Genomic DNA, 23910 nt, shown 5'->3' with positions numbered 1-23910 from the left:
GCGTTTTGTTTCGCGGCCAAGCGGTAGAATTACAGTGAAATCGTACGGCCCCGACCCCAAACTATTCGAGTTCCTGCATCTGCCTTGAATAGGCTGATTCGTCAATCTTATCGGTTAGAAACTGATAGCTTAGGATGTATTTCTGAATCCGTCGAATGTCGGATTCGACTTTAGACTCGCGAAATTTCACACGCGTTAACGAATAATTGTCATGCAGGTCAGCTAATTTGACCTGTCTAGCCATCGCGTTGTTTTTCAGCCGCACAACGTAGTTCGCGTATTTCTCATCATCGCGGTGCGTCATCAGACCAATTGCCTCAACTACCTCCGCGGCAAATCCCATCGCCACCAGTTGCTCGAGTGTAATATCCGTATCTTCCACTAGATCATGCAACACAGCGACCTGTTTAGTCACGAGGTCTGTGACGCCGAGCATGACTCGCAAGCAATGCAAAATGTACGGCTGGCCATCAGAATCGACCACGCCCGTAAATTTTTCTGAGGCCAATCGAATTGCATCATCGAGCGTTGCGGTTTTCGTCATTGGAGATTGATATCGCCTTCATGAGGCGTCCAAGGTTCAAAAAAGTCTTGGCAGGAAATCGCCTAGGTAAGTTCGCCAAACCGGCCAACTGTGGTCTCCGTCAGTCTGGAACCATTCGTGGCGAATCTCTTTGGATTTTAGGTCATCAATGAATGTCTTGTTTCGTTCAATTAAAAAATCGTCCTTACCACAGGCAACCCATAACAACTTCAAGTTCTCGTTCGTTGTGTCTGCATGGTCCATCGCTTTGGCAACGCTATCTTGACCTGGAACGGCGGAACTGAAGCCGCCAACCCATGCGAATATATCTGTGTTGTTCAGTCCGATCGTTAGCGATTGTCCGCCGCCCATGCTCAAGCCGACAAGAGCTCGCTTTGTAGGGTCGGCATCAATTCGATAAGTCTTCTCGACCAGCGGCATCACTTCTTCCAAAAGGTCACGTCCAAACATTTCGGTATTTGCTCCTCTATCCGCAGGCGGAGCGATATGGCCATTCATCATAACGATGATCATTGGTTTTGCTTTTCCGGTCGCAATAAGATTGTCGGCGATCCAGTGTGCTTTGCCGTGATCAATCCAAGTCGCATCGTTGTCACCGCTACCATGTTGAAGATAAACCGTAGGGTACCTGACGTCGTTGTTGGATTCATATCCAGGTGGCGTGTAAACATGGATTCGACGCCTCGTTCCCGCGACTTTAGAACTGTATTCGTGTTGGTGCACGGTACCGTGCGCTACGTCCTGGAAGTCATACAGTTGCGGCGGATCGCTGGAAATATTCAAAATACTCGTGCGTGGCGAACGCATCGGCTTAACCTCGGAATTAGCCGGGTCAATCATAGCCAGACCGTCAACGCGTACACTGTACTCCCACACGCCGGCTGGAATTTTTTCCACCGTAACTTCCCAGACGCCATTTTCATTCTTTGACATCTCCTGTCGTCCATCCGGCCATTGCCCTGCTACTTCAACCTTATTAGCCTCAGGAGCATCGATTTGGAAGGTCACACTGCCATTGTCGGAAATCTGAGGAGAAACGACGGGGGCTCGTCGCTGAGCATAACAAGTGGTCGTGACAAGACAGATGAATGCCGCGAAAGGGATGGCTCTCAACATGGTAGAAACTCACAGGGATTGTGTTGGAAGGAAGGAACACACAATCATGTCACATTCGACCGATGGAATCTACTAGGGAGACTGGTTTCGACTGTGACGCTACCGAAGCGACCCAGGTTTTACGGAGCGGTCGAAGTCCATCTTAGACAATACCCGGTATTTAAGTGAGCTCCAGATTGGCTTTGTAGCTGGACGTCAGACCGTTGATGGGGCGAGAAAACGCGATCGAGCTTTCGAAAGACATCTCGGCAAGATCTGTAGATCAGATCCAGATCGCTGTGCCCCGACAGCATGAATGCACATGGTTCTGGAGATAGAAGGTCAATCAGGTTGTCGACGAGCAGAGGTAAGTCTCGCTCGATTCGCCACGCGGAGCCCTGCGGACCATGACCGTAAGACGGCGGGTCCAAACAAATAATGTCATACTTGTTGTCCCGCCGCTGTTCGCGGGCCGTAAAAGCAGCCACATCGTCGATGATGAAACGTATCGGCAACGCGTCTGAATTACTGTCGCTCGTGTTCAATAATGCGTTTTGTTTTGCCCACTGTACCGATGGTTTTGATGCATCAACGTGTGTAACTTGGCAGCCGGCTTTTGCGCACTGCAGCGAACCGATGCCCGTATATGCAAACAGATTGAGGGCTTTCGGGACTGGGCGAATTTGTGCAGAACCGTCGTGCGCTGCTTTAAAGCGAACTTCTAACCCACTCAGTAAGTTTTCAAAACTCTTAAAATGTTCTGGAAAGATTCCGAGATGACCCGCTGGCGTTAGTTTTGTCTCGGCCAGGAGTTTTGAATCTGTTCCGAGGGAGGTTTTCCAGCTGGAAGCGATCTGGTGACGTCCCTGCTCTGACTTCGGCGACCAGCCATTGTGAAACGTAAAGTCGACCATTTCTCGCCACTGGGCGGCAGACAGCTGAGCCCGCTTTCTGTCGGCGGCGGGGCTGGGACGGTCGGTGCAGACCGAACCAAACCGTTCTAGCTTGCGTCCGTTCCCAAAGTCTACAAGTTCGTAGCCGGAGGGCTGCAGCGGCAATATCGTCTCGGGCAAAGTCATCTGCGATCGTAAAAAGTCGTACGAATTGGCAAACCGGATGTTGTTGCAGGCAGGAAGCCCTTGAGCAAGGCGAATTGCAGGGCTATCATCGCGTTCAGTTATTTCAGTTTCCAGGGAAGTTGCCGGAATTGGCGTCAAAGCTCCCCTAAATCTCTCAGTTTAAGTGGAAAAAACGATGCGGCATGTGCTGTCAGCGGTAGTGCAAAACGTTCCCGGCGTTTTGGCACATATTTCGGGCATGTTGGCTTCTCGAGGCTACAACATTGACTCTCTCGCAGTCGGTGAAACCGAAGACCCGCAACTTTCGCGAATGACCTTTGTGGTCGTCGGCGACGACAGAGTCCTAGAACAGGTCCGCAAACAGCTTGAAAAAATCGTCACGGTCGTGGAAGTTCATGATGTCAGCGCTCACGACTACGTCGAACGAGATCTCATGCTGATCAAGGTTGCATGTTCCAGTGGCACCACGCGAACCGAGTTGAGGGAGCTTGTTGAAATCTTCCGCGGCCGCATCGTCGACGTGAGCGCTTCGGAAATCATGATCGAAATCTCCGGACGTGAATCGAAGATCGAAGCTTTCATCGAGCGGATGCGTTCGTTTGGAATCATCGAACTGGTCCGCACGGGGCGAATTGCCATGATCCGCGGGAGCAGGGACGCCGCATTAGGTACTTTTGCTGACGGTGCACTTGCGGAAGTCGACGCATAACGCGTATCTCTTCAGAATCGCGATTGTAATGGCGAGCTCTGATTCGTTCAATCGTTGCCCGCAGTGCAATGCCCGTACACGATAAAAGCAATTCCCACAACGCGATGACAATGCAGTATGCAGCTCGGTCTTAGCTACAGAACGCGGCCGTTGGCGGCAAAGTCAGGCGAGGTAGACAAGATTATTTCGTCAGTCGACGACCACCCAAAATGAGCGCTGTGTCGCTCGTTAGGTTTACTTCAATATGTTTATCTGATGGATGTCGTTTGCCGTCGCGTGAGGTAAAATAGAGAGTGCCTGCCAACTAGGACTGCAAAAATGGAAAAACATGAAATTTCAAATCCAAAGATCAATTGGGTTAATTTGATTCGCCATGTTGCACGCGATCGAGTAACGGTCGAGATTTCGGAAGGATCAACGCCCATCGCCGAGGTTGTTCCCAGAAATAAACCATTTGCGATCAAAGATTTGCCGGCCCTAATGGCATCGCTCCCTTCCCTCGGTGATGACGCACCTTCTTTCGCCGCTGACGTTGAAAAAGGTCGTGCCGGATTTGGACTGGATGGAGATCCATGGGAGTCATAGTAGATACAGGCGTTTTCATTCGATGGGAGCGAAGGGGCGAATCTATTGATCAAAGTTTGTTGCAGTTGGACCGCCAGGCTTTTATTTCTGCGGTTACTGCGTCGGAGCTGCTCGCTGGCGTTCACCGTGCCGATTCATCAACTCGACGAGATACGAGAAGTCGATTTGTTGAGGCGTTACTGACACATTTCCCCGTTCTTACGATCACCCTTTCGGTGGCTCGCCATCATGCGGCGTTATCGACAGACCTCGCGCAGAATGGTACACCGATCGGATACCAAGACACTTGGATTGCTGCAACAGCTCTAAGCTCTGGATATGCGGTCATGACAACGAACGCACGAGAGTTTTCGCGAGTTCCTGGTTTGGAAGTAATACCGATTACCACGATTCAGTAAGCTTCTAAAGCGTCTTTGCTAAGTCCGGTCTCGCTGGCGTCGGCGAATTTCAGGCCCGATGCGAGATCGTCCGATTCAACTGGCGATCTATGCTTATCATTTATTGATAAACACGTACGAAGTCGATCTCCAGCTGCTGTGGATAGGTCGTGGTTTCGTCAGGGTTTCCGATGAAACCTCCGCCGACGGCGAGATTGATCACCAGATGAAACGGCTGATCGAACGGAGCGGGAAAGGGAGCTGCGTCGGAATCCCACTTCGTCTGCGTTTGATAAAGTACGTCATCCACAAACCACTTAATCGCGCCTTCTTGCCAGTCCATCGCAAAAACGTGGAAGCCATCGGCGAAGTCTCCCTTAGGAAGCTTGTACGTTTCGCCGGTATGCCGGTTGTCTGGCCAAGCTGAACCGTAGTGCAGCGTCCCCCACGCAACTTCGGGCTCTTGCCCTTTGTGTTCTAGGATATCAATTTCACCGCTGCGAGCCCAACCACCATAGATATCATCGCTTGGAAGCATCCAAATCGCCGACCACATTCCGCGACTCTTCGGAAGTTTTGCAGAAATCTCAAAGCGGCCATACTTCCAATCGCCACGTCGTTTGGTTCGAACACGGCCGGATGAGAATTCTCGCGTGGTCCCTTGAATTCCTGGGTTGTCGCGACGTGCCTCGATAATGAGTCGACCATTCTCAACGCGGACATTGTCCTTACGGTCGGTGTACATTTGCAATTCATTATTGCCACCCCCGAACGCGTTAACTTCGATTTCCCATTTCGAGTAATCGAGCGAATCACCATCGAATTCATCGCTCCAAACCAGTTGCCCTTTGGAATTCTTACTCGTCTCGCCGGAACTTTGTGCCCAAAGGGATGTATTGCACACAGAAAGAAGAATAGCAGCAAATAATAATCGCATAGTTTTCAGTTCGGTTCGGCGGTTCGCATTGCGGTCAGAGGGTGTGGAATGTTATGTCAACAAGTACGTAAATCAAACCCATGCACGTGTCGGAAAGCGGGGAACGTCCCCGCCGCTTCCAGTTTAGTTTGCATCGTCCTCGCAATGTAGGTTGGTTGAAACGGATGGTTCGCTCTTTTGTACTCACCGCCTTTTCGTTTTGCACGATGTTCGTGCCAGCTGCGGTTGCCCAAGACACTAAACACAGCAATTTTCGAGTCGACACAGATGTGTATTTCGATTTAAAGAAAGAACCCGTCAGTCAGTCACTTACTCTTTTCAAGGAAGGCGTTTGTTATGATTTTGGCTCGGAAGCAACCGGTGTTGTGACGATTATCGATCCGCAACGCCAGCGCGTGATTCTGCTTGATCAAAAGCGAAAGGTGCGTACTCAAGTTGAATTTGCCAAGCTAAAGCGAGAGATCGATGACGCCGCCTCTCAAGCCCCTGCCGGAATGACTGAAGTCAGCGTCCGGAAGTGGGATGAAACCGCGGAAGGCGTGATGGCAACTGTTGGCAATCAGGATTTCACTTATATCAGCACAGTCGTTACACCGCCCGAAGTAGATATCGCTCAACAATACGCGGCTTTCACAAATTGGTCAGCGCGCCTAAACGCAGTCTACCCGCCAAATCTTCCGCCCTATTTGCGAATGGAGCTGAACAATACGATTGCAGAACGGAATGCCTTTCCCAAGAAAATTACCCGTACAGCAAAGCAGCAAACCGTCTATTCGATCGCGTCACCGATTTGGCGACTTAGCCAAGACGACGAAACTAGAATCCAAAGCGTTGGGAACATGCTTGCCCAGTTTGAAGAAGTCGACGCGTCTCGGTTTTGGGCAAAATCCCCAGCCAAAACCGCCCGAAATTAAGTCTTAAAGACTTTATGCAAAACAAAAAAGCGAACAAGTGACCTATCGTCGCTCGTTCGCTTTTTCATGTTAGGGAACTGCTAAGTGCTGTCGAGTGTTACTCGGTTCGACACTCACGGAATGATTAACGGTCAAAGACCAAAGTCGCAGTAATGCCGACTTCGTTGTTTACCTTGCCTTCACCATATTCCATGCCCCACTTTGTGCGGTCGATTTCGAATTTGGCGATGAGCTTGAACTCTTCTTCATCTCCGGTAACGGTGACAGGAACTACGACTTCTTCTTCTTTGCCGAGCATGGTCAGAATGCCCGTAAGTTTCGCTTTGTCCTCGCCATCCATTTCAATCGACTTGCTTTGAAAAGTGATCGTCGGATACTTCTTGACATCAAAGAAGTCAGGGTTCTTTAAATGCGCGGTTAACCTAGGGTCGTCGGAGAACAGCGAATCAGTTTTGATCTCGATCTTTATTGAACCCTTGGTTGGCTCATCATGATTGACTTTTGCGTCCGCAGTAAACTCTTTGAAGCCGCCCGTGTGTTGGCCATCGCTTTTCTTGCCGACGAATTCAATCTTCGACTCTTCTTTGTTAAGCTCAACTTTTTCTTCCGCTGCAAATGCAAAACTGCTGACGAAGCAGGCTACTGCGAGGGAAGCCATTGAAAATCGAAACATACAATCGACCTCATCTGTAATGATAGAAACCAGCGAAGTTCGGAGAGTTCCGACAAACCTCCGCCTGACATTCTTACGGTTGTAAATCAGCGCACGTGAACCCGCAACGCTATTTCAGATAAAGATTCCGGGCAGATTGCCAGAAATTGCTCGATCGTAATACGGCTCACAATCCCGGAATTGACTGCTACGGTCGCGAGAGGGCGGCTGTCATCAGAATTGCAGCAGCCGGCCGTCGAATAGAGCGCACGCCGATGCCGACAGATTATTTGAACGATAAGGCTGGCTATCATGCAGCCAGCCACAGCTATCGCCTGATAGAATTAGCGTTTGGTACGCTTGTGCTTTGCACCGCCTTGGCGGACCTTGTAACGAGGATTGCTCTTGCAAATCACGTAGATTCGACCGCGACGACGGACAACCTGACAGTCCGGGTGACGGAACTTAAGCGACCCAATTGACGATACGACCTTCATTTCTCAACTCCTGATACCTGCTGGCGACTGCACAACCGGCATATCTCGAAAAATTCAAACGGTGAACAATCCTCCCTTACGGCCAACTGTTCGGAAAATGGCGAGGGCTGAGTATCATAGCAATGGGACAAACTTTCACAATGCCAGATTAGAGGCTGTTTCTCGGATGCGTATTGCCTATTTTGACTGTTTCAGCGGTGCCAGTGGCGACATGATTCTTGGCGCCTTAATTGACGCTGGTGCAGACGTTTCCGCCATCCAGGCGGCCATCGCGTCCATGGGCCTGCCCGAATTAAAGCTACGTTGCGCGGATGTCCAGAAAAATGGTTTCCGCGCCAACAAACTAACTGTCGAGCATCCGCCCGAACATGCCCATCGTCATTTGTCCGACATTTCGGCGATGATCGAAAAAGGCAGATTTAGTGCGGCGGCGAAACAACTGGCACTCGCTATTTTTCGCAGAATCGCAGTCGCTGAAGCAAAAGTACACGGAAGCACGCTAGATGAAGTTCATTTTCACGAGGTGGGTGCCATCGATTCAATAGCGGACATCGTCGGAGTCGCGATCGCCTGGGAGCAAATTGGTGCCGAAACTGCCTACGCTTCAGCGGTGCCTGTCGGCGAAGGTCAGATCATGATCGCTCACGGGCTCGTGCGAGTGCCGGCCCCAGCCACAGCGGAAATCTTGAAAGGCGTTCCGATTGCCCCGACCAATATCGCTGCAGAGCTAACGACTCCGACTGGGGCGGCGATTATCGCGGAACTAGTCACCGGATTTGGTCCGTTGCCGTCGATGCAAATTGAACGCATCGGCTACGGAGCGGGAACTCGCGATCTAGAGCAACGCCCCAATCTGTTGCGAATAATTATCGGCGAAGCACTTCGTATTCGACGCCGCGACGATAACAACGTAGCGGTAATCGAAACGAATCTAGATGACATCTCTGGCGAGCAAATTGGATTTGCAACTGAGCGTTTATGGAAAGAGGGTGCCTTGGACGTTTTTACGACTCCGGTACAAATGAAAAAAGGGCGACCGGGCGTTTTACTCACCGTCCTCGCACAGCCCCAAGACCGAGCACGGATGGAAAGAATTCTTTTCGAACAGACCGGAACGCTGGGCCTTCGATATCGCGAACAGCCTCGTTCCGTCGCGCCACGTACCTTTACTCGCGTGGAAACAATTTTTGGTAGCGTACGCGGCAAGGTCTCGCAACTGCCCAACGGTGCCATCGACTTTTCACCGGAGTATGACGATTGTAAATCACTAGCGGAACGGCAAGGTGTTCGTTTGAGTTTCGTAGTGGAAGCTGCCAAGAAAGCGTTCTTCGAGGATTCCCCATCCAGCGCGGCAGTGAGTTCAACCTCTTTGGTTCATGACCACTCGCATGACCACTCGCATGACCACTCGCATGACCATAGCCATAGTCACTCGCACAGCCATTCGCATGCCCATCCACACAAGCCTGCGGAGGTAGCGAATGATATCGCTGGTGAAGACGTGAGATCTGACTTGAGGGTTGACGATGGTGGTTCGACCGGAGGGCCTCACGTGGATCTATTGGGTGCAGGAGTGATACGGCGAATATCGTCCGATTCCAATGATGGGGGCGATCCCTTAGCGACTAGATCTGAGAACAATAACAGCAGTTGCGGAATTGCCGGAGATCAGTATGTTGGACCCACCCACGATGTCGAAGCTACGTGGGATGAGTTTCAGCCGGCAGAACTTCGCAGTTTTGCAAGTGACGATGGCTCCGGAGCAATTGTTGATCATGAATTGTTCGATCAAGATCAGGAAAACACCGCTTCCCAGTGGCAGATACCGCGATCACATTCATATCACTCGCCGCATAAAGTTCGCCCACCTTTCTTTTTGGACGGTTCTGAAGAGCAACGAGACCCGGAACATCCAAATGAATAATCGAGTAGACGTGTCGTGAAGGAACCAATCAAGCCTTTAACTGGTCGACAATTTCTAACCGCCTTTCGTGGGTCTAATCGCCCTTGCATTGCTGTTGATGATTCAAACATCGTTCGTTTTCTTAATCCAAGTGCGGCACGATTACTTGAAGTCGACTCAGAGGCTGTTGTTGGTTACGATCTGAACGCAGACGTTGCAGCGGGTGGGGCTCCGTTTCACGCTGGCCTCCATGCATGGGCCAAAGGTACATGTTCTTCTTCTGAGAGTTCCTCGTTTATACCGTACTCCGATCGAGTGGCGAGCGATCAAGAAAAAGCAATCGTAGGCTTCTTTACGGCATCACTCTTTGACGAAAGATGGTCCGGTCTCAGGCTATTTATTGGTGTTTATGAAGAAGAGCCATCGATCGTACAGTTCGTACCTAACCAGACTTGGATTGAAGATCTCAAGGCGCGCCAGTACATTCGTTCCAGACAAACAAATGAGTATTCACTGAAAAGCCTCGCTTCCATATTCGGACCCGAACCGTCATCGCAACTTGCCATGCAGCAAGTGCAGTTGGCAATCGAGTCGAAGGTTTCGATTTGCATCTCGGGGCCTCAAGGTGGCGAGCTAAAAGAGTTAGGTGAAGCAATACTCCATCATCGACTGCGACGTTTCAAAACTGATGAATTCCCGACGGTTATCAATGCCGCTCTTGTCGACCACGCATTGTTGACGGAATACTTGGAGCTTGCGACCGGGCGCTCGACAGCGGCAAGCTCTGGCGAACGTAGGTCTGCTCCCTTCATTGTCTTTCATCAGCTTGAACGCTTGCCGTTAGACTGTCTTTCGGTACTGGAGCAATTCTTTGAAAGGTATGCTGCATCCAATACGGTTGTTACTACTGAAGCCGAAGTTCTTCGTGAAGTCCATTGTGACAATACAGCGTGGAATAACATCGTTGACAAGCTAAGCGTCATACAGATCAAGATTATGCCGTTAAATAAACGGCCGGCCGATTTGTTCGGGCTGCTCCGCGAGCAACTAAGCGAGCGAACTCAGGCTCTGGGTGTAACGCACATTCACGGTTTTTCCGAAGCGGCGATGAAAATGCTGCGAGCTTATGCTTGGCCATCAGATGTGGCCGAACTGGCGGCGACCGTGGAGCATGCGGTGCGGAACTGTACCAATTCGAGCGTCCAGCCAGAGGACTTGCCCTTGTCGGTGCGCACTTTTTCATCGACCACCGTGGAAACAAAATTAGTCGAGCCCATCGATTTGGATGCAACCTTATTGAGCGTGGAGGTGACGCTTTTGAAACGAGCGCTCGACGCATTTCCGCGAAATCGCGCTGCGGCTGCTCGGCAGTTGGGGATTTCGAGGGCGAGGCTTTTGCGAAGACTGGATCAGTTGAAGATAGAAGCGCCAGCGACCAATAACGCTCCGGTCAGTCAAAAGAAGTCGACATCCACAGTCGACTCCAGCGTGTTTAAACCGGAAGACGAACTTGTAGAATCAGATGAAATAGAAGCGTTTGAGAGTTCCGACGAGGTTCCCGTCTTTCGCGAAATTCCTGATGACGAATAGCTGTAGACTACGTGATCTTCGGTCGGCGAGGCAGGTAATCGCGTTCGACCCATTTTGTATCGACCGTTCCGTTGGCGAATTCAGGTTGTGCTAAAATCTCGCGATGGAAGTCGGCTGTTGTTCGAATGCCGGTAATTCGCAATTCGGCAAGCGCACGTTGCATTGTCGCGATGGCTTCTTCTCGAGTGCTGCGATGCACGATCAGTTTGCCGATCATCGAGTCGTAAAACGGCGGTACCGTATAACCAGCGTGCGCATGTGAGTCAAAACGAACGCCCATGCCACCCGGGACATACATTGTCTGGATATGACCTGGGCAAGGTTGGAAGTTGCGATTCGGATCTTCCGCGTTGATACGGCATTCAATCGAGGCACCGCTGAACTTGATATCCTTCTGTTTAAACGGAAGTGGTTCGCCGGACGCGACTAGAATCTGCGTCTTGATCAGATCAATTCCGCTAACTTGTTCCGAGACGGGGTGTTCGACTTGGATGCGAGCGTTTACTTCGATGAAATAGAAGTTATCGTTTTGGTCAACGATAAACTCGACCGTAGCGGCGTTGTAGTAGTCTGCATTCTTGATCATACGCACCGCTGCGTCGCAAATTTCCTTGCGAGTTTTGTCGCTTAGCGTCGATGATGGGCTTTCTTCGATAAGCTTCTGGTGGCGTCGTTGGACTGAACAATCGCGTTCTCCTAAGTGCACGACGTTTCCATGTTTGTCGGCGATAATTTGGACTTCGATATGTCGTGGACGATCGATGAATTTTTCTAGGTAGACACCGGCGTTTCCGAAGGCAGCTTTCGCTTCCGTTTGGGCTTGCTGTAGGCCGACGCGTAAGGAAGTTTCGTCTGTGGCAACGCGCATGCCTTTGCCACCCCCGCCGGCCGTGGCCTTGATCAATACTGGATAGCCGATCTTCGAAGCAGCTTCGACGGCGGCCTGTTCGTTTTCGAGTAGACCATCGCTTCCTGGCACGACGGGCACCTTGGCTGCAATTGCCATCGATCTCGCAGTATTCTTGTCGCCCAGCTTTTCCATCGCCTCAGGTGTTGGCCCGATGAAATCGATGTTGCACGAGCGGCATACTTCGTTGAAGTGGGAGTTTTCCGCAAGGAACCCGTAACCAGGATGGATGGCATCGGCGTTTCCGATCTCTGCTGCCGAAATAATCCGATCGATGCGGAGATAGCTGTCCGCACTTTTGGCGGTGCCGATGCAAATTGCTTCATCCGCCAACTGGAGGTATTGGTTGTCCTTGTCGGCGTCGCTGTAAACGGCAACACTTTTAATCCCCAGTTCTTTGCATGCTCGAATTATTCGAAGTGCAATTTCACCGCGGTTGGCGATCAGGATACGTTGGTACATGCGACGCAATCTAAAATGCTGAGCAAAACGGTACAGGAGAGGCTAGCCACGTGTGTCGACTTTGAAGAGTGGCTTACCGAAGTCAACCGATTCTTCATTTTGGACCATGACCGAGATGATTTTCCCGCGTATTTCAGCTGGAATTTCATTGAAGACTTTCATCGCTTCAATGATGCAGACGACTGTATCGGGTTGGATTTGAGCTCCGACTTCGATAAAGTTCTTAGCGTTTGGATTGGGACGCGAATAATATGTCCCAACCATTGGCGCCTTAATAGTAACGATGTGCGGACCACTTTCTTCGCCACTTGAGGAAGCCGGAGCAGCGGTGCTTGGCGCCGCAACCGAGGGAGCGGCAGTCGGGGCATAGACAGGTGCCGCTGCAATAGTTTGCTGAAAACCTGCGCGCGCAAGTCTTATTTGCTGCTCGTCTTGTCGAAGATCGATCTCCGATAAATCATGTTCTTTCATCAGTTCGATCAACGACCGAATCCGTTCGACCGAAAATACACTTTCTTCTGACTGCGAGTCCGCCATCTACCGTATACCTTAGAGATTTAAGTTTCAAAGTCGAGCAATCTGGATATCTTCCAAGCTGTTTGGCAAGTTGGAAAGTACCCGGCAACCATCTTTTGTGACTAAACAGTCATCTTCAATCCGGACGCCACCCCAACCAGGGATATAAATACCCGGTTCGACAGTGACGACCATACCCGGTTCGAGTCGCCGAGTCTGATTCTTTGCTAAACGCACCGATTCGTGCACCTGCAGGCCAAAACCATGACCTAGCGAGTGATTAAACCGTTTTCCGAAGCCAGCTTTTTCGATAACCTGACGAGCAACTCGATCAATCTCCTGCATTTCGACACCAGGTTTGATCGCCTTGATGGCAGCCTTTTGCGCGTTCAGTACCGTTTGATAAACCTTGGAAAATTTGGCCGGTATCCTATCTCTGACCAAAACACGGGTCAAGTCGCTCACGTAACCGTCCACTTTGGCGCCCCAGTCAATCAGCAAGAATGCTTCCTCGCCAATCACTTTTTCGCTGGGGATACCATGCGGAAGTGCTGCTCGAGGGCCGGCGCCGATGATGGCGGGAAAGCTGGAGCAAGTCGCCCCAAGCTTACGCATCGTGTACTCTAGGTCGTCGGCCACGTTCTTTTCCGTCATGGCTGGACGAAGGCCCGCGCGGATCGCAATAAAGGCTTGCTCAGCGACCCGGATCGCTCGTTCGATCGCCTCGATCTCCAAAGAGTCTTTTTTCTCGCGCAACATCTCGACTAATCCCGTCGATGGCCAAATAGTTTTTGCGCGAAGCTGTTCGTTGATAGTTTGAAATGTTGCATGCGACATCGAATGGCTTTCAATTCCGATGGTCGCATAGTGCTGCTTGTTTAAGAATTTTCCAGCTGCAACAGCCGATGTCATTGGGATGGGGCGGAGATATAACTCAATTTCAGGGCACTCGGATTCTATCTGTTCCGAGTATCGACCGTCGCTCAGCAAAACGATTTTCCCGATGTTGTCGACATACAAATACGAATCGCCGCCGGTGAATCCTGTCAAATAGCGAACGTTCGATTCGTCACTGATCAACATGGCCGAACATTCAAATTCGTACATGGAATCCAAAAGGCGTTCACGTCTTGCAGCGTAGTCGTATTTTTTCACAGTGGCTTGATGAGGGGGGATTCGAATTTTTGTAAATGGCGATGCATTAATCACAAGTCGATCTTATGACTGGCTTGATAACTGCGTAAAGGATATCGAACGTTCTTTATTTAAGGTGCTAAAGCCGCTTAATTTTCAATATATGGCTAAACAAGGTACTGATGGACAATTGCATACTATCCATTATCCAATACAACTACGACCACGTTCGGTAAACCGTCAACTGTGAATCGCTGGAGAATTGATTATGGGCATGATGAAAGAGTTTAAAGAGTTTGCCATGCGTGGCAACGTCGTCGACCTCGCGGTCGGTGTGGTAATTGGAGGGGCGTTCGGCAAAATCGTTTCTGCGTTAGTCGAAAAGATCATCATGCCCCTGACCGGGTTTTTAACGCAAGGGAAGAGCGTTGCAGATTTGAAGTACCAGCTCACGCTTCCTGAAGGTCTTGCTGAAGGTATTAAGCCAGCCGAAATCGGTTACGGTGCATTTATCCAAGCGACCATCGATTTCCTCATTGTCGCGTTTGCCGTATTCTTGATGGTCAAGCTGATCAATTCGATGCGTGCCCGCTTTGAAAAGCAACCGGAGGCCGCCGAAGCCTCCCCACCACCAGAAGACATTGCTTTGCTGCGAGAAATCCGCGACGCTTTGCAGCGCAGTGCTCCCCGTCGTGCTGAATAGTCCAGCTAGTGCATCGCAGGCGGACTTTGAAATCAGGTTACACGCTAGAGTCGACTTCGGACGGAGTTGGCTCTAGCGTTTTCTTTATGGCCAATTTCGAATTGGCTAATTCTTGGGTCGGCTAAATCGACTACAATGCCGCTGTTACTTAATTCAGAGGCGTTCCGACACTATTTGGAATAAGTTCCCGGACTTGAAAGTTGGTTGGAATAAACAGGCATGCGATTCACGAATTCGTGAGGACTAATGAGCGGCACTTCGGAAATTGTTGGGCGGTTATACCGCATTTGGAATCAAAAAGCGGAAATTGAGTCGCAACTGACGCGAGGGCCCAAACAAATTGCAGCGGCTCGGGCGCAGCTCGAGGGTGCCTCCAAGGCCCTTTTGGAGCATCGCGAGCTGATTAAATCCAAAAAGATGGATGCAGATCGCAAGCAGTTACAGATGCGGGAACGCGAAGCGAAACTGTACGACTTGGAAGTGAAGATGAACATGTCCAAGAATAATCGCGAGTACCAAACTCTTAAGGAACAGATTGCTGCTGACAAGCAAGCGAACAGCGTTCTTGCCGACGAAATCCTCGAGATCCTCGAAGAAATCGATCGACTTGTCGAACTTACTCAAGGGTTCATCGACCGCGAGCAGCGGGCAACAGATGACACAAATCAGGTGGAGTCGCGGATTGCAGACGCGAAGGTGCGTTTGGAAAATGACCTTAAGCTTGTAATGGCAGAGCTGACCGAAGCGGAGAAGGACCTGCAGGGGGACCTCCGGTCGGCGTACAATCGGCTCACCATTAGCATGGCTGAGGACGCGATCGCAGAGCTTGAAGAAGCCTCATGCGGAGGTTGCTATACGAAACTCTCGCCGAAACTGCTGGACGAAATGCATATGCGGAAAGCGATCTTGTGCACCAGCTGTGGGCGACTAGTTTTTTCCTCATAGTTCGCCGCCTCGATGAACAGGGTTAACCTGAGTCCATTGGAAGCGGGGGATAGTTAGTGAACCGAGGGCTTCAACCGTTGACAGCGTAGGCGTTTTCCTTCAAAATCGACGGGTTGTTACTGTAACTTTTCGCTTATTTAGCAAGATTAAGAAGTGCGATTTTCGCGGCAAAAACCCGCGGAGAATCGCATTTTTCTTTTAGCAGAGAGATTGATCATGGCTGATTATGTCCCAATGACCCGTGAGGCTTACAATCGGATGAAAGCCGATGTCGATCGCATGGAAAGCATCGAAATGCCGCTGATTGCCGAAAAGATTGCGGAAGCGCGCGCGGAAGGGGATCTAAAGGAAAATGCCGAATATCACGCGCAGCGGGAGAACCAGGGGATGCTCCAGGCCAAGATTAATGCGATTCGAGCCAAGCTTGCCAATGCACATATCGTAGATGTGAGCAGCCTACCAAAGAATGAAGTGGTCTTTGGCGCTCGCGTTAAAGTGAAGGATCTCGATTACCAGGACGAAGAGGAATACACCATGGTTGGGCTCGGGGATGAAGACTACGACGTGGGCAAGATTCTAACGACGTCACCAATCGGCGCTGCGCTTATGGGGAAGAAGGTCGGCGATAAAGTGGAAATCGAAGTCCCTCGCGGCAAGTTGCGGTACGAGGTACTGTCTATCGAGTTTGCCGAGTAAATATTGCACTTAGCCTTCCGTGTGTTATGTGTCGTGCTCCCGAGTTTAGATTGACCGTTACGGTCACGCCTGTTGGATCGAATAACTATGGCCAAAGCGCCGCCCGCAACTACTGACGTTGATACGCCTGGCACAGCCAACCCACCAGTCGAGAACGTTTCCCTGGGGCCAGCTTGCGGAGTGTTGTTCTTAATGGGCGGCGTTCTGATCGCTGTGATTGTGACAGTTGCCGCCTATCTATTGATGGGCAAACAAGGCGAGCGGGCTTCGGCAGCCATCCAACAGCAATTGATACCCTTGGTAGAGCGATCGCAACTGCCCGCTAACGATAAGTCCGCCATTGTCGATCGCTTAAATGACCTTGCATTTGAGATTGAGGGTGGTGAGGTCACCGACCGCCAACTTGCGAGGCTCCACACACGATTGAGCCAGAACGCGATTCTGCAGTGGGGAGCGATCTACCAAACGGTCGAGTTTGCTGAAACCAATGACGAGTTCACTTATAGCGAACGTGATGAGTTGAAAAAAATTAGCAACCGGTTGTTATACGCTTGCTCTCAGTTCAAGATTACGATCGATGATCTTGGGTTCCTTTTGCAACAACTGACGCTTCGAGAAGGTAAGTCGGGGCTTTTGATTCTTAGGGAAGAGATAACCCACGGTGATGTCGTAAGTTTCATGCGCAGAAGCGAAGAGATGATGGACCAGCGAGGCGTACCGAAAGTCCAACCCGCGGAACAAACTGTCGCTCAGGTGTTTGAATCGATGATTGATGACGCAATGAACGAGGATAAGAAGCTGCCCATTGCACGTTAGGCACCAGTTGCTTGGTCGAGCAATTGTCGATGGCAGGGAGCACCATGAATTCCAGTCACGACGCTACGTCCACATCTCGACTGGAGTGCAGTGAGTTACGACTCGTAGAATGTGGAAATCTCTGACGCTCTGTCATCCCCTCGGCCGGGCGCCGGAGTTCAGATGCGAATTAAGGCCCAACGGTACGTCGCAATGCCACGCGTACCCGCGTTTTAACCGGTGTTCGTCAGCCGCTAGAATGGACTGCCGTTCTACAGATTATTCGAAAAGTTATTGAATCGCTTGCGAGACTTGCGTTTGCTGAATACGCAAATATTCGGAATGTTTTCGCTCAATGCTACAAATTGCCATTTTCATAGAGAAACAGAAAAACTATAGACAAGGATGTTGGTAGCACGCTTGCAAGAAACCTTTCATACGCGGTACATTTGTGCTCGTTGTTTGCGCAGCATTCGGTAAGCTGCTCGTACACGGCTGGGAAAAAGCGGTTCACTCTTCCTGCCTCAGTGCATTTGATACCTCAAGCTTCGTAAGGAGGCTTAAGTCATATGGTCGATAAGGACTCATTGGCCTTTGAAGATTTAAGTCTAGGTCAGACCTGGATAAGCGACTCGAGGACGATCACTCAACGTGACATTTTCGGTTTCGCTAACTTGACCGGCGATCACACGCCAATCCACGTTGATCCTGAATTTGCTGCCCAGACGCCGTTCCGTCAAGTGATTGCGCACGGATTGCTTGGCCTGTCAATTTTGGCCGGACTTAGTTCGGAACGCCCTAAGGTTCGAACTGCTGCACTGCTGGACGTAAAATCTTGGAAGTTTGTTAAGCCGATTCTTGTAGGCGATGAATTGACGGTCCATACCGAAGTCATTGATTTGGCGGTCCATGGACGCCGGCATGGTGAAGTGCACTGGAATCGGAAATTGTTTAATCAGCATGGTGAACTGGTTCAGCATGGTGTTTTGGTCACGCTGGTAGAAATGCGGAACTTCGCCAAGAAGAGCGACCAACGAGTTCGTATCGATGCTGCCGTCGATTCTCTGCCAAAAGCGCCGGCGTTTCAAAACGCAACCACTCAAATGTCCAGTCGTTAAGGTCACTGTTCCTGCGAGTGGATATGACGTATTGCCAAAAGCCGCGATAATTGAACTAGCAACGCGGCTTTGCCGGTGGCCTTTCAGTCGCGATGTAGTAATAAACGCGTGCTAGAAGGTTGATCTACGGTTTGACCTATCTCTAAAAACCTTTAAATTGGTCAGCACATCTTCGCTGATCGGTTGCTCTGGCGACCGAATTTGAAGGAACTTGATATATAACTGTGGTCGACGTCTGTATCCACTCGGCTTCCTGCTCTCCTCATCCTCCCTCGTTACGCTCAAACTGCACATCGGAATTATGCAACAATCACGTGAAGTGGTCATGACTGGATGTGGAGTTGTGACACCCGTGGGGCTGAGCAACGCCGAATTCTGGAACTCGTTGCGGCTTGGAAAGAGCGGTGTTGAGTGCCAAACGGTGTCAGATGGTACTCAAGATTTTTCATGGTGCACGGCGCGCGTCACTAATTTTGACGCTAAAAAGTACGTGCAACCGCGGAAGAGCATCAAGCTCTGCTGCGAAGAGATCAAGATGTCATTTGGCTCGGCCATGATGGCGTGCGAACAGGCTGGCATTGTACCTGGAGCCATTGCTCCCGAGCGACTTGCTGTTTGTTTCGGTAGTGAGATGCTGTTCAGCCAAATCCACGAAGTGGAATCTACCGTCAATAATTGTAAGACGGAGGACGGAGTTGATACTTCTAAGTGGGCTCCTCAGTTTATGTCAAGCATTTATCCACTTTGGATGCTGATGTCCTTACCGAACATGGCTGCCTGTCATATTGGAATTGCGCTAGATTCACGCGGGCCTAACAATACGATTACCACAGATGAAACTTCGTCGCTGATGGCTATCCACGAAGCGTTCATGCAGATCCAGCGAGGCGATGCCGATGTTGTTGTCGTCGGTGCGACCGGTTCCCGTGTAAATCCGACGCGAATGCTGCAGCATCCACGCGAGCATTACATTCATACTCCAGTCGATGGGCCAGAAGCTTCGGTGCGGCCATTTGATGCCGATCGGCTCGGTATGGCGCTCGGGGAAGGCTCTGGGTGCATTGTCTTGGAAGATGCCGAACATGCGGCCAAACGCAATGTTAAGGTTCTCGGCAGGATAGCTTCGGTTGCGAGCGGTTTCGCGCGTCCACAAAAATTTCGCTCGGGCTCTTCGCAAGCAATTAGCAATACTGTGTCGCTAGCGTTGGAGCGTGCTGGCATCAGTACAAAGGAACTTGATTACATTAACACTTCGGGGTGTGGTTCGATTGCGTTGGATGCAACCCATGCTCAAGGGATTGCCAACATTGACGCCAGCATTCCAATGGTAGCGATTCAAGGAGCTACTGGTTATATGGGGGCTTCCATGGGAATGTGTGAGTTAATAGCATCGATCCTCGCAGCACAGGATAACGGTCAGTCGCCGTGGACGATCAATCATCGAACGTCGGATCCGATGATCGAGAATCCGATTTTGACCGAACCAGGACGTAAGATGCAGCGTCCATACATCGCGAAGTATTCACAAACGCCGCATGGCCAGACTGCTGCTGTAGTTATCAAACTTCTGGACAACTAACTCGTGTCCAATCGACCACGCAATTCACGCCAGAGCAGTCGCCGACGTTCAAGAGCGGGCGAGCTTTATGGATTCTCGAGCGAAACATTCCCACTGCTTCAGAATGTAATTCGTGCTGATCGCTTCTCGTTATGGATGCGTTTAGTTCGCCTTGGAATCGAAGAAACAGAACTAAAGTCGCTCATATCCAAAAATGAATTGCATGCAGACTTAGATCGCGCAGAAGTGACAAATAAGCCGTTGAGCGATTGGCTGTTCGAAGTGTCGAAATCGGCAGCTGAATATCGTCGTCGGGAAGAACTGCAACTTAAGCTCAACTACGACGAATCACTTCCGATCAATTCGCATCGCGAAGCAATTGTGGCATCGATTCGCGACAATCCTGTTACGATCGTCTGCGGCGAAACCGGTTCCGGAAAAAGTACTCAGTTGCCCAAATTCTGCTGGGAGGCCGGATTGGGACGCCAAGGTTGGATTGGTCATACTCAACCACGCCGCATCGCAGCTCGAGCAATTGCTAGCCGTCTCGCCGCAGAACTCGAATCAGACTTGGGCAAGACCGTCGGCTATAAGATTCGTTTTACCGATCGCGTTGACGGTTCGACGATCGTCAAACTGATGACGGACGGGATACTGTTGACCGAGGTTCGCCATAATCACTTACTGGATACCTACGATTGCTTGATCATTGACGAAGCGCACGAGCGTTCGATCAACATTGATTTGACACTAACTTACATCAAACGCATTTTGCAGCGACGGAAAGACCTGCGAATCGTCATCACCAGTGCGACGATTGATGCTGAGAAATTCGCTGAATACTTTGGACAGGACGAAACACCGGCACCAATTTTCTACGTTAGTGGCCGCAGCTATCCAGTTGAAATTCGTTATCGACCTTTCGCAGAAAATCCGAATGCTTTCCAAGATGCGATTGACGAACTAAAGCAAGAGTCCGATGGCGATGTACTCGTGTTCTTGCCAACAGAGCGTGACATTCGTCTGGCTGAAAAAACGTTAAGAGGCCACTTTACTGATCAGGGCCGATTAGACCGAATCGAGCTGTTGACGTTATACGCACGGATGACCGAGAGTGATCAGCAGCGAATTTTTAATCCCGGATCGAAGCAACGCATCATTCTGGCGACCAATGTTGCGGAATCCTCTCTCACTGTACCATCGGTTCGGAACGTTGTCGATTTTGGCTCAGCACGAATATCGCGTTATGCGCCGCGCAGCAAGGTACAGCGGCTTCCCATTGAATCGGTGTCTCAAGCGTCTGCAAATCAGCGTGCCGGACGATGCGGCCGTGTAGCGGATGGAATTTGCATACGGCTTTACAGCGAAGAAGATTTCGCTGGCCGCTCGGCCTTTACAACACCAGAAATTCGTCGTGCGAATCTGGCGAGTGTCATGCTGCAGGTCAAGCTGGCGGGCATCAAAGATCTTGAGTCTTTGTCGTGGCTTGAGCCGCCAATGCCCGAATCCATTCGCGATGCACGCGCAACGCTTCACGAGTTGAACGCGATCGATGAAGAAGAAAACTTAACGCATATCGGACGACAGCTAGGGAAATGGCCGGTGGATCCACGGATCGCAAAGATCTTGCTTTCTGCAGATGAGAATCGTTGCTTGGCTGACTGTTTGATTATCGCAGCGGGACTAGAGATTCTTGACCCGCGAATGCGACCTGCGGAACATCAAATGGCTGCCGATCAAGCTCAGCAGCAATTCCTGCATGCAGCCAGCGATTTTGGTTCCATGCTTTTGTTGTGGGATTTCTACCACCGCGAAAGGGCTAACCTCAGCCGTTCAAAATTTGATCGTTATCTTCAGAAGCTCTTCCTGTCACCTGCTCGGTTCCGAGAATGGCTTGATGTACACCGACAGCTTCAGCATCTTACTGAAATGCAGAAGATGAAAATTGGACCACGTCGTTGGTTCCCTGTTGCAAACGCGGCAGTCGGAAAGGCGAAGCAAGACAAAGAATCAACAGATGACCCTGTCGCAGTTTCCAATAAAGAGCAGGTCAAGGAGTTATTGCAGAACGAAGATTACGCAGCCGTACACAAGTCGCTCTTGAGCGGTTTGTTGTCAGGGATCGCGATGGCTCGGGAAGATGGGAAATACCATGCTTCGGCTAGGATGGAAGTGCAAATCTGGCCTGGATCCGGAGTTCGCAGAACGGTACCACGATGGGTCGTTGCTGCTGAACTGGTCGAGACAACTACGCGATTCGCTCGAAACGTTGCCGCTATAGATGACGCATGGATTCCGCCCCTCGCAAGTCATTTGATCAAGTACTCCTACGAGTCGCCTCATTTCAGTGCGAAAACTGGCCGAGCTATGATCCATCGGAAGGCTTCGTTGTTCGGCCTGCCCGTGGCGCCACGTGATCGAGTTGCGCTTGCGCCGATTGACGCAAAACTGGCGAGAGACCTACTAATTGATGAAGGGATCGTTAGTGAGCAGCTTCAAACTCGCGCCAAGTTTTTGAAACATAACAAGCAATTGTTAGAAGAAGTCGCCGAGTATGCAAATCGTACTCGGCAACGTGAACTCGTCGTCGATCGTTTTTTCCTTGAACAGTTCTATCACCAAAGAATTCCCGAATCTATCCTCGATCGGAATTCGCTTGAAGCCTGGGATCGCGAGCTGCGAGCCGATGACGCCTCTGACTTGTCTCCGTATTTGAAGTGGGAAACGTTGCTGAATGGCATTCAGCGCGATGAAATTATCCTGTCCTTTCCAGATCGGGTTGATGTGGGTTCAGCAACGGTTTCTGTTTCGTATCATTTTGCGCCTGGTACAGAAACCGATGGTATAACCGCTGTGGTTCCCGACACCGCCGTTGGCCAAATTTCGGAAGATCGAATCGGTTGGCTCGTCCCTGGTCTCCTGCGCGATCGCGTTTTGGCGCTGATCAAGTCGTTACCGAAGAAATTAAGGAGGAACCTTTCACCGGCTCCTGACACTGCGGACTTGGCTTCACAAGAACTCGCGGCTGACTATCTTGCCAACAAGCCGTTTTGGCCAAGCCTGTGTAAGGTGCTGTCGAAAATCTCTGGCGAAACAATTCGACGTTCCGACTTTGAGACTTCCAAAGTTCCCGCACATCTGAACATGCAGATCGCAGTTCTCGGCGACAATGGACAACTAAAAACGATTGGCCGCGATATCGAAAAGCTGCGATCGGAGTTGCAAGTTGAACAAAATGCTGCACCTGCGGTAACGGTTGACGAAAACTGGCTTAAAAGCCAGCCTTGGTATCGAGCTGAGATGAAAGACTTCGATATTGAATCGTTGCCGGAACAAATTGTGACGCAGGAGCGAGGTGCCGTTGTCACTCGCTTTCCAACTTTGATCGATCACACTACGCATGTTAGTACCATTGTGGTAGACCATCCCGAGATCGCAGCGTATCGGCTCAGTTTTGCAACGCTTCGTCTCTTGGCAATTTCATTTAATCGTGAGCTGAAAAGTCAGGTTCGCCATTTACCAGGACTTCGTGACGCAACGATGCGGCTTGCAAGACGAGTTCCCGGGCCGCAATTGGAAGAAGGACTTGCGCTTTTGCTGGTTAAGCTGGCATTGATCGACGGCAAGCCACCGGTGACGAGTCGAAGCGATTTTGAAGCGCGAAAAGTTGGAGCATTTCAAAAAATTTCTGTGGCCGCAGCGGAAGTCGGACGATGGCTTCCCAAAATGTCCGATGCTGTTCAACAGTTGTCTCTCACGATGGAGACAACCCGCTTGGCAGCTGAGCTGGGAGACGATTGTAATGTTCAACTCGCACAGCTCTTTCGGCCCCAGTTCCTAGTGAAGTATCCGTGGAACTGGCTGCGTGAGTATCCGCGCTTCATAAACGCCGTTGATATTCGTATCAAGAAATGGAACACAGGCGGCCAGATTGCAGATCGAAAGGCTGTCGAAGTTTTGAAGCCATATATCGAGGTTTTAAGCAAAGAACTCAGTAGCGTTGAAAGTTTGACCGGTCCAGACGAATCGCTTCGACAAATTGACGGAGTTCCTATCGGAGAATTGAGCGACCTTCAGTGGATGCTAGAGGAGCTTCGTGTCTCATTGTTCGCTCAGCAGCTCGGGACGAGCATCAGCGTTTCACCAAAACGACTTGACAAAATCATCGATCGACTGGCGAATAGATAGTCTTCT

22 protein-coding genes are annotated in these 23910 nt (G+C 50.6%); 13 read left to right on the top strand and 9 right to left on the bottom strand.

All coding sequences use genetic code 11. The annotated features are described in order from the left end of the window. Positions 1 to 61 precede the first annotated feature (61 nt). From SH451x_RS16070 to SH451x_RS16060, 3 genes are all read right to left on the bottom strand, one after another. Positions 62 to 544 (bottom strand): hypothetical protein, encoded by a 483-nt coding sequence (locus tag SH451x_RS16070; RefSeq protein ID WP_479358007.1) that lies wholly within the window; start codon positions 542 to 544, stop codon positions 62 to 64. 36 nt (positions 545 to 580) lie between these two features. Then, the gene (locus SH451x_RS16065) at positions 581 to 1660 is read right to left on the bottom strand and encodes an esterase (RefSeq protein ID WP_479358006.1); all 1080 of its coding nucleotides are present in this window, start codon (positions 1658 to 1660) and stop codon (positions 581 to 583) included. Between the two features lie 119 nt (positions 1661 to 1779). Then, positions 1780 to 2856 (bottom strand): class I SAM-dependent rRNA methyltransferase, encoded by a 1077-nt coding sequence (locus tag SH451x_RS16060; protein ID WP_479358005.1) that lies wholly within the window; start codon positions 2854 to 2856, stop codon positions 1780 to 1782. 37 nt (positions 2857 to 2893) lie between these two features. On the opposite strand from SH451x_RS16060, the gene ilvN reads away from it, so the two are divergent. From ilvN to SH451x_RS16045, 3 genes are all read left to right on the top strand, one after another. Beyond that, entirely contained in the window at positions 2894 to 3427 is a 534-nt protein-coding gene (ilvN, locus tag SH451x_RS16055) for an acetolactate synthase small subunit (RefSeq protein WP_479358004.1), read from the top strand. A gap of 318 nt (positions 3428 to 3745) precedes the next feature. Next, the gene (locus tag SH451x_RS16050) at positions 3746 to 4012 is read left to right on the top strand and encodes a hypothetical protein (RefSeq protein ID WP_479358003.1); all 267 of its coding nucleotides are present in this window, start codon (positions 3746 to 3748) and stop codon (positions 4010 to 4012) included. Next, positions 4000 to 4410 (top strand): PIN domain-containing protein, encoded by a 411-nt coding sequence (locus SH451x_RS16045; protein ID WP_479358002.1) that lies wholly within the window; start codon positions 4000 to 4002, stop codon positions 4408 to 4410. The genes SH451x_RS16050 and SH451x_RS16045 overlap by 13 nt, the downstream gene beginning before the upstream one ends. A gap of 100 nt (positions 4411 to 4510) precedes the next feature. Here the strand turns inward: SH451x_RS16045 and SH451x_RS16040 are convergent, their stop codons facing one another. Beyond that, positions 4511 to 5326: a glycoside hydrolase family 16 protein gene (locus SH451x_RS16040; protein ID WP_479358001.1), complete on the bottom strand. Its 816-nt coding sequence runs from the start codon at positions 5324 to 5326 to the stop codon at positions 4511 to 4513. Positions 5327 to 5490: 164 nt separating this feature from the next. Here SH451x_RS16040 and SH451x_RS16035 point away from each other — a divergent pair, with 164 nt between their 5' ends. Beyond that, entirely contained in the window at positions 5491 to 6240 is a 750-nt protein-coding gene (locus SH451x_RS16035; protein WP_479358000.1) for a hypothetical protein, read from the top strand. Positions 6241 to 6364: 124 nt separating this feature from the next. Here SH451x_RS16035 and SH451x_RS16030 read toward each other — a convergent pair whose 3' ends face one another. Together SH451x_RS16030 and ykgO are read right to left on the bottom strand one after the other, a co-directional pair. Beyond that, on the bottom strand, positions 6365 to 6913 hold the full coding sequence (locus SH451x_RS16030) for a YceI family protein (protein ID WP_479357999.1): 549 nt from the start codon (positions 6911 to 6913) through the stop codon (positions 6365 to 6367). 323 nt (positions 6914 to 7236) lie between these two features. Then, entirely contained in the window at positions 7237 to 7389 is a 153-nt protein-coding gene (ykgO, locus tag SH451x_RS16025) for a type B 50S ribosomal protein L36 (RefSeq protein WP_479357998.1), read from the bottom strand. Between the two features lie 166 nt (positions 7390 to 7555). Between ykgO and larC the strand changes: the two genes are divergently transcribed. Both larC and SH451x_RS16015 read left to right on the top strand, forming a co-directional pair. Continuing rightward, positions 7556 to 9313, top strand: coding sequence for a nickel pincer cofactor biosynthesis protein LarC (gene larC, locus SH451x_RS16020; protein WP_479357997.1), 1758 nt, complete (start codon positions 7556 to 7558; stop codon positions 9311 to 9313). 15 nt (positions 9314 to 9328) lie between these two features. Beyond that, positions 9329 to 10882, top strand: a complete 1554-nt coding sequence (locus SH451x_RS16015; protein ID WP_479357996.1) for an AAA-type ATPase lid domain-containing protein — start codon at positions 9329 to 9331, stop codon at positions 10880 to 10882. Positions 10883 to 10889: 7 nt separating this feature from the next. Here the strand turns inward: SH451x_RS16015 and accC are convergent, their stop codons facing one another. From accC to SH451x_RS16000, 3 genes are read right to left on the bottom strand one after another with little or no spacing between them, the layout of a single operon-like run. Then, positions 10890 to 12251 (bottom strand): acetyl-CoA carboxylase biotin carboxylase subunit, encoded by a 1362-nt coding sequence (gene accC, locus SH451x_RS16010; protein ID WP_479357995.1) that lies wholly within the window; start codon positions 12249 to 12251, stop codon positions 10890 to 10892. Between the two features lie 42 nt (positions 12252 to 12293). After that, positions 12294 to 12788 (bottom strand): acetyl-CoA carboxylase biotin carboxyl carrier protein, encoded by a 495-nt coding sequence (accB, locus tag SH451x_RS16005; protein ID WP_479357994.1) that lies wholly within the window; start codon positions 12786 to 12788, stop codon positions 12294 to 12296. Positions 12789 to 12815: 27 nt separating this feature from the next. Continuing rightward, complete coding sequence (locus SH451x_RS16000; protein WP_479357993.1) at positions 12816 to 13922, bottom strand: M24 family metallopeptidase; 1107 nt, start codon at positions 13920 to 13922, stop codon at positions 12816 to 12818. Between the two features lie 247 nt (positions 13923 to 14169). Here SH451x_RS16000 and mscL point away from each other — a divergent pair, with 247 nt between their 5' ends. The 7 genes from mscL (at position 14170) to hrpA (ending at position 23904) form a co-directional block, all read left to right on the top strand. Further along, positions 14170 to 14604, top strand: coding sequence for a large-conductance mechanosensitive channel protein MscL (mscL, locus tag SH451x_RS15995; RefSeq protein ID WP_479357992.1), 435 nt, complete (start codon positions 14170 to 14172; stop codon positions 14602 to 14604). A 246-nt stretch (positions 14605 to 14850) separates the two neighbouring features. Then, a complete protein-coding gene (locus tag SH451x_RS15990; RefSeq protein WP_479357991.1) occupies positions 14851 to 15549 on the top strand; it encodes a zinc ribbon domain-containing protein in 699 nt (232 codons plus the stop codon). 216 nt (positions 15550 to 15765) lie between these two features. Beyond that, positions 15766 to 16245, top strand: a complete 480-nt coding sequence (gene greA / locus SH451x_RS15985; protein WP_479357990.1) for a transcription elongation factor GreA — start codon at positions 15766 to 15768, stop codon at positions 16243 to 16245. An 87-nt stretch (positions 16246 to 16332) separates the two neighbouring features. Beyond that, positions 16333 to 17061: a hypothetical protein gene (locus SH451x_RS15980; protein WP_479357989.1), complete on the top strand. Its 729-nt coding sequence runs from the start codon at positions 16333 to 16335 to the stop codon at positions 17059 to 17061. Positions 17062 to 17609: 548 nt separating this feature from the next. Further along, positions 17610 to 18158 carry a MaoC family dehydratase gene (locus SH451x_RS15975; protein WP_479357988.1) on the top strand — a complete coding sequence of 183 codons (549 nt, stop codon included), beginning with the start codon at positions 17610 to 17612 and terminating at the stop codon, positions 18156 to 18158. A gap of 301 nt (positions 18159 to 18459) precedes the next feature. Then, complete coding sequence (locus tag SH451x_RS15970; protein WP_479357987.1) at positions 18460 to 19737, top strand: beta-ketoacyl-[acyl-carrier-protein] synthase family protein; 1278 nt, start codon at positions 18460 to 18462, stop codon at positions 19735 to 19737. Between the two features lie 3 nt (positions 19738 to 19740). Next, complete coding sequence (gene hrpA / locus SH451x_RS15965) at positions 19741 to 23904, top strand: ATP-dependent RNA helicase HrpA (RefSeq protein ID WP_479357986.1); 4164 nt, start codon at positions 19741 to 19743, stop codon at positions 23902 to 23904. Positions 23905 to 23910 lie beyond the last annotated feature (6 nt).

This window comes from Njordella aestuarii, from assembly GCF_056494165.1.
This window is presented reverse-complemented; position numbering and strand designations above follow the sequence as displayed.

Coding starts and splice junctions, on each gene's coding strand:
- SH451x_RS16070 (WP_479358007.1), bottom strand. CDS start 544: ATGACGAAAACCGCAACGCTCGATGATGCAATTCGATTGGCCTCAGAA.
- SH451x_RS16065 (WP_479358006.1), bottom strand. CDS start 1,660: ATGTTGAGAGCCATCCCTTTCGCGGCATTCATCTGTCTTGTCACGACC.
- ilvN (WP_479358004.1), top strand. CDS start 2,894: ATGCGGCATGTGCTGTCAGCGGTAGTGCAAAACGTTCCCGGCGTTTTG.
- SH451x_RS16050 (WP_479358003.1), top strand. CDS start 3,746: ATGGAAAAACATGAAATTTCAAATCCAAAGATCAATTGGGTTAATTTG.
- SH451x_RS16045 (WP_479358002.1), top strand. CDS start 4,000: ATGGGAGTCATAGTAGATACAGGCGTTTTCATTCGATGGGAGCGAAGG.
- SH451x_RS16040 (WP_479358001.1), bottom strand. CDS start 5,326: ATGCGATTATTATTTGCTGCTATTCTTCTTTCTGTGTGCAATACATCC.
- SH451x_RS16035 (WP_479358000.1), top strand. CDS start 5,491: ATGGTTCGCTCTTTTGTACTCACCGCCTTTTCGTTTTGCACGATGTTC.
- SH451x_RS16030 (WP_479357999.1), bottom strand. CDS start 6,913: ATGTTTCGATTTTCAATGGCTTCCCTCGCAGTAGCCTGCTTCGTCAGC.
- ykgO (WP_479357998.1), bottom strand. CDS start 7,389: ATGAAGGTCGTATCGTCAATTGGGTCGCTTAAGTTCCGTCACCCGGAC.
- larC (WP_479357997.1), top strand. CDS start 7,556: ATGCGTATTGCCTATTTTGACTGTTTCAGCGGTGCCAGTGGCGACATG.
- accC (WP_479357995.1), bottom strand. CDS start 12,251: ATGTACCAACGTATCCTGATCGCCAACCGCGGTGAAATTGCACTTCGA.
- accB (WP_479357994.1), bottom strand. CDS start 12,788: ATGGCGGACTCGCAGTCAGAAGAAAGTGTATTTTCGGTCGAACGGATT.
- mscL (WP_479357992.1), top strand. CDS start 14,170: ATGGGCATGATGAAAGAGTTTAAAGAGTTTGCCATGCGTGGCAACGTC.
- SH451x_RS15990 (WP_479357991.1), top strand. CDS start 14,851: ATGAGCGGCACTTCGGAAATTGTTGGGCGGTTATACCGCATTTGGAAT.
- greA (WP_479357990.1), top strand. CDS start 15,766: ATGGCTGATTATGTCCCAATGACCCGTGAGGCTTACAATCGGATGAAA.
- SH451x_RS15980 (WP_479357989.1), top strand. CDS start 16,333: ATGGCCAAAGCGCCGCCCGCAACTACTGACGTTGATACGCCTGGCACA.
- SH451x_RS15975 (WP_479357988.1), top strand. CDS start 17,610: ATGGTCGATAAGGACTCATTGGCCTTTGAAGATTTAAGTCTAGGTCAG.
- SH451x_RS15970 (WP_479357987.1), top strand. CDS start 18,460: ATGCAACAATCACGTGAAGTGGTCATGACTGGATGTGGAGTTGTGACA.